Origin of the sequence: Embleya sp. AB8, from assembly GCF_049739465.1 — a bacterium.
Taxonomy (GTDB): Bacteria; Actinomycetota; Actinomycetes; order Streptomycetales; family Streptomycetaceae; genus Embleya.
On the sequence record NZ_JBMHHY010000013.1, the window covers coordinates 64,343 to 73,470 of the forward strand.

Here is a 9,128-nt window from a genome sequence, read left to right on the forward strand (position 1 = left end):
CCACTTGTGCCAGATCAGCGCGTTGCGGGCGAGGAGCCGATACTGGCGGACGCTCCAAGGCCAAGCCCAAGGCCGGCCAGGGATCCGACAATGATGTCGCCGGCTGAGGTCCCGTCCGCAGGGGGAGCCGCATTGCGGCGGGTCGCGCTCATCGATTCATTGCTTCAGGAACCTGAAATAGAACGCCCCGAACACCAGGACGACCCCGACGTTCACCGTCAGCCGCTCCCAGAACTGGTGTCTGAAGAACAGAACGTCCAAGCCCACTACGACGCCTACCATCGCGAGCACGTAGAGCACGACGACTGCCTGTCTTCCCATCCCATCCCCTTTCCTTCTACTACGTGCGGACACGGCGGGGCCGGGACCGGGGCCTATTTCGCCGGTTCCACCGTGATGTCGGTGAACTCCACCCGGGCGTCCTCCGTGTATGCCCCGATGTTGCCGCCCAGGTAAGGGCGTTCCTGGTCCTCGTAGGCCACCAGGCCCTTGCCGTCGACGCTCACCTCCAGGTGCGCGCCGCGCTGGGCCACCTGTACCGCGGACCACCTGCCGATGGGGAAGGGCTCGGAATCCGTGGCCAGGAAGCGCTGGCCGCCGGGGTAGGCGGGATCGCGCTTGGCCAGTTCCCAGCCGTTGGGCTTGAGGGTGACGTAGTAGAAGTGTTCCGGGTCGGAGTACGCCCACACCAACCACGGCACCTCCCAGGGGTTGGGCGTGGGCGTGCGCAACTGGGCGACCGTGCGCATCCGGGCCTGGAGGTTCATGCTCCCGTACTGCCGGGTGGAGACGATCAGTCCGGCGTGGGTCTCCGCCGCGGTCCGCGCGGGCTCGGGGGAGAGGGACAGGCCGTTGTGGAGGCCGATGTTCTCGCCGTGGCCGTCGAAGACCGAGCGCCACGGGCCGTGGACCGAACCATCGGCCCACGGCCGCGCCGGCCCGCCGCCCCGGCCGCCGAGGAGGGCGCTCGCCGCGAAGGCGAGCCCCGCCACCGCGGCGGCGGCGAGCAGTGCGAGGGCGAGGCGCCGGTGAACTCTCGTCATGCCGTCGAGTATGACCTCGGACCGTCGGACGGACCGGGGATGACCAGCGCGTTCGGCGTGGCCGCCGCGGCGGCGGCCCGCGCCGAGGTCCTCGGCCGCCCGCGCCACGATCCGCTCCGTGGCGTGCCCGTCGCCCATGCGCCGAAGCGCCGAATCCGGGCCGTGGGGCGCTGGTTCAGTGCATGTCGAGGTGGTAGCGCGTGACGTTGGCGTCGCTGTCGTCCTGGGTCAGGGCGACGTTGCGGAGCTCGACGGGTCGGGTGGTGAGGATGTTCACCGCCATGCCCAGTTCGTTGGGGCGGTTGCGGTCGAACACGGATCCGATCGTGCTGACCAGTTCGATCAGGGGATGTCCACCGACCTGGGGTGCGGGCTGGGGCTTGGTGGCCACCGGGCCCAGCAGGAGGATCAGCTGGTTCAGGTCCTGGGCCTTCTCCAGCCTGACCACGTCGGGGCGGGGGCCCTCGACGACCACGGTCACCCGTACGCCGTGGTCCTTGACGGTCAGGTTCGTGATCTTCGCTTCGCTCATGCTCGGTCACTCCCGTGTCGTGGTCGGCGCTCGCGAGGCGTGCGACACCGATCCCGGAGGTTGCGGAGGTTGCTTTCGCGCCCAGCCTGCTGCCGCCGAACAGCCCACATCCCGCATTACGCCATCGGCGGCATGTCACACCATCGGCACCCGCCGCCGCGCGGTCCACCGGAGGTTCCTCACGAACCTGGTCCGACTCCGGGTGTGAGTCGAGCAACGCGCGAACCGCCGATGTCGGGGCCGCGAGGGCGGGCGTCCGCCGGCGTTCGACCGGGCGGTGTACCCCGAACGCAACGTGGTGGAGCGGTGTTTCGCCCGCCACCGCTGCACATTCTCAACATTCTCACGGTCGGCCCGGGGAGCCCAGCAGGTCGCGTAGCTTCTGGTCCTCGCGGATGGTGCCGGGCGGAGCCGTCCGTTCGAGGGCGGCCACGAGTCGTTGCCGGTCCCTCCGGCGCACGGCCACCAAGGGGATTCGGCAGCGTGCCCCGGTGTGGCTTTCGAGCAGGAGGGTGTGCGGCTCCCGGTCGCCGTTCGCCTCGGTCGCCACCGAGCGCAGCTCCGCCAGTGGGAGACAGGTGCGACGCAGGCCCCGGCGGACGGTGATCCGGCCGCCGCCGACGGTGACGGAAAGCAGGAGCACCAGTGCGGGCGTGAGGGCGCTTACCACCGCCCCGACGGCGTACATCGAGGTGTTGGGGCCGCCGTCGAGCGCCTTGGGCAGGCACAGCAGGAGGCCGACCGCCATCGGGGACAGCCCGAAGAGTGGGTTCGGCCGCACGGAGATCGGTGCGGACGAGGGCAACGCCTGGTCGGTCATGTGCCGTTCCTGTCGTCAAGAGGTACGGAGCGCGAGGCAGCACGGGCGACGGGTCGCCGTGGCCTCCTCGAAGTGACGGTACCGAATCGGCCGCTGCCGGTATCGGCCGGAATCCGGGATCGGCGGGGGATCCCGGTGCGGTCGACGTACGCTTCCCCGACGCGGGCCGGGCCGGCGCCCGAAGTCCCAGGCGGCTTACCGGAGTTCGGGCCCGCGAGCGCGAACGTGGGCCCGAAGGGCACGGGCCACCAACGACCCCGCTGCCGAACGGCATCGGCCCCGCCCGCGACGGTGCGGAAGGCGGATCGGGCATTGCCGTCGTCGAAGGGGCGGAAGAAGTGCGCCCGGCGCCCGGCGCCCGTTCGAGCGGAATGCGTGCATGGCACCGCACACCGCGTCGCGATATTGAGCGAACAGAAGTTGCCCGGCGCGGAGTTCGGCGGCCGGGGCGGTCGGCTCGGCGCCTCTCGGTAGCCGGGTGAGCCGGGCTACCGGCGACAGCCCCAGGCGGAGATCAGCGGCGCCGTGGCCAGGTCCAGTCGGCCGGTGGCGACGTTTGCCAGGTGGCGGTCGATTTCCTCGTCGGTGGCCAGGCCCTGTTCGGTCAGGTGGTGGCGGATTTGGCGGACCGTTGCGGCTTCCAGCGTGGCGCAGGCCGGCGAGGTGATCGGGAAGTATGCGTCGGCCCGTACGTCTTGCAGGCCGGCTGCGCGGAGCAGGCGGGGCAGGGTACGGCCGTATGCCAGGTCCGCGCCGCGGGCGGCCATCAGAGTGCGGAAGGCGGATCGCAGGCGGTTGGCGAGCTGTTGGTCGGGGCCCGACTCGTCCGGGCACAGCAGCGGTTGCAGCGCCGGGTCGGCGTCCTCCAGGAGCAACCGGCCGCCGGGGCGCAGCGCCCCGACCATCCGGCGCAGGGCCTCGGCGCGGTCGGTGACGTGTACCAATACCAGCCGGGCGTGCACCAGATCGAAGCCACCGGGCGGCGGTGGGTCGGCCACCACGTCGTGGGACCGCACCTCGATCACGCCGCCGGCGATGCCCTTCGTCCAGGACACGTCGATGTCCGTGGCGAGCACCGCACCCGTCGGGCCGACCCGCTCCGCCAGCCCGAGCGGCACGGACGGACCACCGGCGCCGACCTCCCAGCACCGCATGCCGGCCCCGATGCCCAGCCGGTCCACGTGCCGGAACGTCACCGGGTCGAACAACTCGGCGAGCGCGCCGAAGCGCACGCCGGCCTCCGTCTGCGCGTTGTCCAGCAGATAGCCGCCGTCGGCGTCGGACTCGGTCATGTGGCGATTGTGACAGGCGGTCCCGGGGCGGGATGCGCCGCGAGAATCCGCAGGCCCGGGTGGCGGAAACCGCCCCCGGGCCGGGCCGTGCTCGGTACCCGCCGCCGCGGCTACAGCAGGTTCTTCATGAACTCGGTGGGCCAGGCCGCGGAGAAGGGCTTCGGAAGCCAGACGGGTTCGCCGACCCGGAAGACGGTGGGCTCGGGGTAGACGCCGTTGGTCGCGTCCCGGAAAAGCAGTACCTCGGCCCTGCGGCGGTCGACGACCAGATACAGCGGGATGCCGCCTGCCGCGTACTGGCGGGGTTTGGCGGCCGGATCCTCGCGGTCCAGGTCCTCGCGCCGAGTGGAGTTCGACGTCACCTCCGCCAACATCAGGATCCCGGTGGGCGACATGGCCTTGCCACCTCTGACCAGGACGCGGCGGGAAGGGTCGAACACCACCAGATCCGGGGTGCGCTCGGACGCGCCGACTTCCACCGAGGTGTTCTCACGCAATGCCCGCGCGGTGCCGCCCTCTTGAGGCAGTGCGGTGAGAAAGGAACGCAGGTCGTCCAGGATGTCCCCGTGCGCCGCGTCGGGAGCGGTCGTCATCACGATGCCGTGTGGCGTCGACTCGAACGTCACCGGCTCGGACAACGCGGCGAGCTCCGGCACCTCGCGGACATGGTCGAGGATGCGGCCGGCGACGAAGGCGATGTAGTCGGGGTCGTGGACGTCGGGAGTGGGTCCGGAATCGGCGGGCTCCATATTCACAGTCTGGTGCCGGGCGCGGCGCCAGTGACCCGCGTCCGGGATTCACCGACTGTTCGGGCTCGCTCGGAGTTCGCCGTCATTGCCACGACCCGCGAGGGGCGAGCTGGTTGCCGAGTCGGCTTCGGCGGTACAGGACCTGGCGGCCGGCGCGGGCTCGGGTGACCAGGCCGGTGGCGTGCAGGACCTGTAGGTGTTGGGAGACGGCGCTCGGCGTTACCCCGAGGCGGCGGGCGAGTTCGACGGTGGGGAGGGGCTCTTCGAGCAGGGCGAGGATTTTGGCCCGGGGCGCACCGAGCAGGGACACCAGGGCGGGGGTCGTGGGGACGGGCTCCGGGGCCCAGAGCGTGGCCGTGCCCCTACTGGGATAGACCAGCGACGGGGCCTCGTCCGCGCTCAGCGGCGGTGCCGGTTTGTGGGCGAATACCGAGGGCATGAGCAGCAGCCCGCGACCGGCGACGGCGACCCGGTGCCGGCTGATCATCCGGTCGATGTACAGCACGCCGTTGTGCCAGCGCAGGTTCGGGTGCATGTCGGCGAAGAGCAACCGGGCGCCCCCTACCGCCAATTGGCGGGCCCGGTAGGTCATGTCGGCCTCCACGACGAGCCGCGCCTGGGGCCAGATCGGTTCGAGGGCCAGTTCCCAGTACCGCCGCAGGAGGTCGCAGATGGTGTCGCGGAGTACGGCCACCCGCGTATCGTCGCCCGTGGCTTCGTACAGGGCCGGCGGCAGCGGGTCCGGTGCGTGGGTCAGCAGCAGGTCGTGGCGTACCCGGGCCGGGGACGTCCCGCGCACGGTGGCGAGTTCCGTCGCGAATGCGGGTTCGAACTCCGTGGGGTTCGGGGTCAGGAAGTCGGGGAGGGTCCGCCGCCGGGCGACCAGGGACATCAGCAGATCCGCGTCGAAGTCCTCGCCGCCGAGTCGGGCGAGCACCGATCTACGCCAGGGCAGGTGCAGCGCGGAGAGCCCGGGATCCTGCAATACGCGCAGGCTCATCAGGGTTTCGTGCATCGGCGAGACGGCGAATCGGGTGTCCGCGAGATCCTCGACGCCGAGCTCGAAGCTGATCATTGCGCGACCCCTACCCGACGGTGCTCGCCCGGGGCTCTCGCGGGCCCCGCAGCGGGAGGGTTTGGCTGAGCACCACATTCGTCGTCGTACTGCCGAACTGGGCCAGCGCGTCGACCAGTTGCTCCAGGTGGGCGGTCGAGGTGGCGGCCACCTTCAGGACGTAGCAGTCGTCGCCCGTGGTGCGCAGGCACTCCAGGATTTCCGGGCGCTCGGCGAGCAGGCGGTGCAGCGGCTCGTGGCGGGTTCCGGGGTATTTGAGGCGGACCACCGCAAGTACCGGGTAGCCGGTCCGGTGCAGGTTCACCTCCGCTCGGTAGCCGGTGATCACCTCGGCCGCCTCCAGTCGGCGGACCCGCTCCGTGGTTGCGGACGGGCTCAGGTTCACCCGGCGGGCCAGCTCGGTGTACGGGATTCGGGCGTCTCGCTCGACCTCGGCGAGGATGGCCCAGTCCGTCGCGTCAAGACTCTCGGTCATCCGGCCAGATTACCGGGGGATCCACGGGCGAACCGCCGCTGAACAGGGATGATTCCCTTCAGGGAGGTGGGCCCGACTGGCTAGGGTCGACGTTGTGAAGATCGGCGTCAACGTCCTCAATTTCGGCCCGGGCACCGACCCGGGCGTGTTGCGCAACTGGGCTCGGACCGTGGAGGGGCTCGGATTCGACCTGCTGATGGTGTCGGACCACATCGCGATCACGCCCGACGTCGCCCAGCGCTATCCGGCCCCCTTCTACGAGCCGTTCACCACGCTCTCCTGGCTGGCCGGCGTCACCACCCGGATCCGGCTCGGGACCACCGTCCTGATCGCCCCCTACCGCCACCCGCTGCTCACCGCCCGGATGGCCGCCAACCTGGACCGGCTCAGCGGTGGCCGGCTGGTCCTGGGGGTCGGCGTCGGCTGGGCCCGGCAGGAGTTCGCCGCCCTCGGCATCCCGTTCGAACAACGCGGCCGACTGACCGACGAGCTGCTGACCGGCGTGCGGGCGGCCTGGGCGGAAACCGCCGACTACGGCACCGGGAGGATCCCGATCTGGGTCGGCGGCAACAGCGACGCGGGCATCCGCCGTGCCGTCCGGCTCGGGGACGCCTGGCATCCGCTGCGCCCCACCATGCCGTGGTTGCGCGAGGCCGCCGTCCGGCTGAAGGTCGCCGCCGATGCGCAGGGCCTCCCCGTACCCGCCCTCACCCCGCGGATCGCGCTCAAGCCCACCGCGACGCCCGTCGACGGACCACAACGCCTCGCCGGCGAAGGCACGATCGACCAGATCATGGCCGACCTCGAGCAACTGCGCCTGCTCGGCGCCGAGACCGTCGTGCTCGACCCGTACCACGGCGACCCGAGTCAGACCCTCGACCCGCGGCCGGCCTGGGCGGCCCTCGCCACCGTCGCCGCGCGCCTGCCCACCCCACCCGCGAACGGACCACGATCATGACCACACCCGAAGACCACGCCCTCCTCCGCCAGGCCATCGCGCTCGCCGCCAAGGCCGTGGCGAGCGGCAACCCGCCGTTCGGATCGCTCCTTGTCGGCCCGGCCGGGACGGTACTCGCGAAGTCGTACAACACCACGCTCACCGACAACGACATCACCGCCCACCCCGAACTCAAGCTGGCCCGCTGGGCCGCCGCCGAACTGGAAGCGGCCACCGCGGCCGGCACCACGATGTACACCAGCTGCCAACCGTGCGGGATGTGCGAGGCGGCCATCCAGCGAGCCGGCCTGCGCCGAGTGGTGTACGCCCTGTCCAACGAGCAACTCCTGGACATCCGCCCGGGCAGCGGCCTGCCGGCGGTGCCTCAGGACGGCCCCGCGCTGCTCGACGAGGTGCGGGACGTGGTGGCGCCGTACTACCACTGACCCGTACCGCCGGCCTCGATTCGGGCTCAGCCCTGGAGCGCCGCCACGCGCAGCGCGACCACCAAACCGTCCACCGCGGCCCGGTCGGGGTGGTCCGGCAGTACCGAGTCGAGGGCGTCGAGGGTGGCCTTTTCCTGTTCGAAGCGGGCCGCGAAAGCCTCCGGGTGCTCGGCGGCCAGGCGGCCCGTCGCGAACAGGTCGTCTCGGTGGGCGCTCACGTCGAGGGTCAACTCGCCGGTGCGGAGCAGCTGTTGGGCCTGGAGGAGCAGTCTCAGGCAGTGCCGGCCGTGTTTGGCCGTGCGCTTGGCGGTGTCGGCGCTGAAGCCCTCCTTGCCCGCCTCGTGCCGGCCCAGGAGGCGTTTGGCCTGTTGTAGGGCGTAGCCGCCATAGGCCGAGCGGACATACTCGGTGGAGAGGAACGACCCGCGCAGCGCGCGGAGTCGGCGGCCCGCCTCGGTCTCCACCCGATACTCGGGGAGCCACAGCAGCTCGGTGACCGTCGGATTGCACTTGAGCGCCAGTGAGCAGTATTTGCCCAGCTCGTGCATCGTCACGTCCGGCTGTGTGGTCACCCGCGAACCGCTCGTCACGGTCGCGCCGTCAAGGCCGAGCACCTCGCGGGTGTCCGCGAGGTAGACGCCCAGGAGGTCCTCGTCCGACTCGGCGGTGGCCAGGCCGTACGCGGTCGACCCGACCACCCCCATCAGCAACGTACGCATCGCACCGACCCCCTGCTTCCCCGTGACCGTGTCTGTGACCATGACCCTGGCCCTGGCCCTGACCGTGATCGTTCCGCCCGAGCTCGCAGTATCCGACACTCGGCGCCCGGAGCGAATCCCGATTTCCGCTCGCCCGTCCTTGCCAGATACCCCCTGGGGGTATAGTTTCCCGATGTGGCCATCGAACCGGCCACCCGAACCAAAGGGAGTCCGTCATGACCGTCCACGCCCACCACGCTGCCGCTCCCGCCACCCCCGAGGGGCTCCAGGTCTCCCGGGACGGCTACACCCTGATCCCCGTCGCCGCGCCCGCCGGCACCTTCGCGTTCCGGATCGACGGCCCCGACGGAGCCCCGGTGCGCGAATACCTACCGCAGCACGACAAGGACCTGCACCTGATCGTGGTCCGCCGCGACCTGAGCGGCTTCCGGCACGTACACCCGGTGCTCGGCGCGGACGGCGTCTGGGCCCAGGAGCTGACCCTCGACGAAGCCGGCACCTACCGCGTGTTCACCGACTTCGCCCCCGCCGCGACCGGCACCCCGCTCACCCTCGGCGTGGACATCCACGTGGCCGGCGACTTCCGCCCCGTACCGCTGCCCGCGCCCGCCGCGACCGCCGAGGTGGACGGCTACACGGTGACCCTGACCGGGGAACCCGCCGCCGGGCAGGGCGCGCACATCACCCTCTCGGTGGCCAAGGGCGGCCGGCCCGTCACCGACCTGGAGCCCTACCTGGCCGCGTTCGGCCACCTGGTCGTGCTGCGCGACGGCGACCTCGCCTACCTGCACGTACACCCGGGCGGTGCGCCCGGCGACGGGGTCACCCCGGCCGGTCCCGAGATCGCCTTCCACACCGAGCTGCCCAGCGTCGGCACCTACCGGTTCTTTCTCGACTTCCAACACGGCGGCGTGGTCCGTACCGCCGAGTTCACCGTCGAGGCCGGGAAGCCCGCGCCCGAGCAGCACGAGCGGCACGAGCAGCACGCGGACCCGCACGCCGGCCACCAGGGCCACCACGGCCACCACTGACCGACGACC

Annotated in this window: 12 protein-coding genes and 1 pseudogene; 4 read left to right on the forward strand and 9 right to left on the reverse strand. The window is 71.3% G+C overall.

Annotated features, from left to right (window positions below; genetic code table 11):
* Window positions 1-156: 156 nt before the first annotated feature.
* From ABIA38_RS20335 to ABIA38_RS20345, 3 genes are all read right to left on the reverse strand, one after another.
* Entirely contained in the window at window positions 157-321 is a 165-nt protein-coding gene (locus ABIA38_RS20335) for a hypothetical protein (RefSeq protein WP_424640131.1), read from the reverse strand.
* 53 nt (window positions 322-374) lie between these two features.
* Window positions 375-1,043 carry a calcium-binding protein gene (locus tag ABIA38_RS20340; RefSeq protein ID WP_424640132.1) on the reverse strand — a complete coding sequence of 223 codons (669 nt, stop codon included), beginning with the start codon at window positions 1,041-1,043 and terminating at the stop codon, window positions 375-377.
* A gap of 175 nt (window positions 1,044-1,218) precedes the next feature.
* A complete protein-coding gene (locus tag ABIA38_RS20345; protein ID WP_424640133.1) occupies window positions 1,219-1,575 on the reverse strand; it encodes a hypothetical protein in 357 nt (118 codons plus the stop codon).
* Window positions 1,576-1,786: 211 nt separating this feature from the next.
* Between ABIA38_RS20345 and ABIA38_RS20350 the strand changes: the two are divergent.
* Window positions 1,787-1,894, forward strand: a pseudogene (locus ABIA38_RS20350) (IS5/IS1182 family transposase); the annotation flags it as partial.
* Between the two features lie 24 nt (window positions 1,895-1,918).
* Here ABIA38_RS20350 and ABIA38_RS20355 read toward each other — a convergent pair.
* From ABIA38_RS20355 to ABIA38_RS20375, 5 genes are all read right to left on the reverse strand, one after another.
* Window positions 1,919-2,395: a hypothetical protein gene (locus tag ABIA38_RS20355; RefSeq protein WP_424640134.1), complete on the reverse strand. Its 477-nt coding sequence runs from the start codon at window positions 2,393-2,395 to the stop codon at window positions 1,919-1,921.
* 488 nt (window positions 2,396-2,883) lie between these two features.
* On the reverse strand, window positions 2,884-3,687 hold the full coding sequence (locus tag ABIA38_RS20360; protein WP_424640135.1) for a methyltransferase domain-containing protein: 804 nt from the start codon (window positions 3,685-3,687) through the stop codon (window positions 2,884-2,886).
* Window positions 3,688-3,797: 110 nt separating this feature from the next.
* Complete coding sequence (locus ABIA38_RS20365; RefSeq protein WP_424640136.1) at window positions 3,798-4,436, reverse strand: Uma2 family endonuclease; 639 nt, start codon at window positions 4,434-4,436, stop codon at window positions 3,798-3,800.
* A gap of 82 nt (window positions 4,437-4,518) precedes the next feature.
* On the reverse strand, window positions 4,519-5,511 hold the full coding sequence (locus tag ABIA38_RS20370; RefSeq protein ID WP_424640137.1) for an ArsR/SmtB family transcription factor: 993 nt from the start codon (window positions 5,509-5,511) through the stop codon (window positions 4,519-4,521).
* 10 nt (window positions 5,512-5,521) lie between these two features.
* Window positions 5,522-5,986 carry an Lrp/AsnC family transcriptional regulator gene (locus ABIA38_RS20375; RefSeq protein ID WP_424640138.1) on the reverse strand — a complete coding sequence of 155 codons (465 nt, stop codon included), beginning with the start codon at window positions 5,984-5,986 and terminating at the stop codon, window positions 5,522-5,524.
* A gap of 94 nt (window positions 5,987-6,080) precedes the next feature.
* Between ABIA38_RS20375 and ABIA38_RS20380 the strand changes: the two genes are divergently transcribed.
* Window positions 6,081-6,944: an LLM class flavin-dependent oxidoreductase gene (locus tag ABIA38_RS20380; protein WP_424640139.1), complete on the forward strand. Its 864-nt coding sequence runs from the start codon at window positions 6,081-6,083 to the stop codon at window positions 6,942-6,944.
* Entirely contained in the window at window positions 6,941-7,369 is a 429-nt protein-coding gene (locus tag ABIA38_RS20385) for a nucleoside deaminase (protein WP_424640140.1), read from the forward strand. Before ABIA38_RS20380 ends, ABIA38_RS20385 begins: the two co-directional genes overlap by 4 nt.
* 26 nt (window positions 7,370-7,395) lie before the next feature.
* Here the strand turns inward: ABIA38_RS20385 and ABIA38_RS20390 are convergent, their stop codons facing one another.
* A complete protein-coding gene (locus ABIA38_RS20390; RefSeq protein ID WP_424640141.1) occupies window positions 7,396-8,088 on the reverse strand; it encodes a nucleotidyltransferase domain-containing protein in 693 nt (230 codons plus the stop codon).
* A 215-nt stretch (window positions 8,089-8,303) separates the two neighbouring features.
* Between ABIA38_RS20390 and ABIA38_RS20395 the strand changes: the two genes are divergently transcribed.
* On the forward strand, window positions 8,304-9,119 hold the full coding sequence (locus ABIA38_RS20395; RefSeq protein WP_424640142.1) for a hypothetical protein: 816 nt from the start codon (window positions 8,304-8,306) through the stop codon (window positions 9,117-9,119).
* Window positions 9,120-9,128 lie beyond the last annotated feature (9 nt).

Bases quoted from the DNA above. Each gene is read 5' to 3' on its own strand.
- ABIA38_RS20335 (WP_424640131.1), bottom strand. From the start codon at position 321: ATGGGAAGACAGGCAGTCGTCGTGCTCTACGTGCTCGCGATGGTAGGC.
- ABIA38_RS20340 (WP_424640132.1), bottom strand. From the start codon at position 1,043: ATGACGAGAGTTCACCGGCGCCTCGCCCTCGCACTGCTCGCCGCCGCC.
- ABIA38_RS20345 (WP_424640133.1), bottom strand. From the start codon at position 1,575: ATGAGCGAAGCGAAGATCACGAACCTGACCGTCAAGGACCACGGCGTA.
- ABIA38_RS20355 (WP_424640134.1), bottom strand. From the start codon at position 2,395: ATGACCGACCAGGCGTTGCCCTCGTCCGCACCGATCTCCGTGCGGCCG.
- ABIA38_RS20360 (WP_424640135.1), bottom strand. From the start codon at position 3,687: ATGACCGAGTCCGACGCCGACGGCGGCTATCTGCTGGACAACGCGCAG.
- ABIA38_RS20365 (WP_424640136.1), bottom strand. From the start codon at position 4,436: ATGGAGCCCGCCGATTCCGGACCCACTCCCGACGTCCACGACCCCGAC.
- ABIA38_RS20370 (WP_424640137.1), bottom strand. From the start codon at position 5,511: ATGATCAGCTTCGAGCTCGGCGTCGAGGATCTCGCGGACACCCGATTC.
- ABIA38_RS20375 (WP_424640138.1), bottom strand. From the start codon at position 5,986: ATGACCGAGAGTCTTGACGCGACGGACTGGGCCATCCTCGCCGAGGTC.
- ABIA38_RS20385 (WP_424640140.1), top strand. From the start codon at position 6,941: ATGACCACACCCGAAGACCACGCCCTCCTCCGCCAGGCCATCGCGCTC.
- ABIA38_RS20390 (WP_424640141.1), bottom strand. From the start codon at position 8,088: ATGCGTACGTTGCTGATGGGGGTGGTCGGGTCGACCGCGTACGGCCTG.
- ABIA38_RS20395 (WP_424640142.1), top strand. From the start codon at position 8,304: ATGACCGTCCACGCCCACCACGCTGCCGCTCCCGCCACCCCCGAGGGG.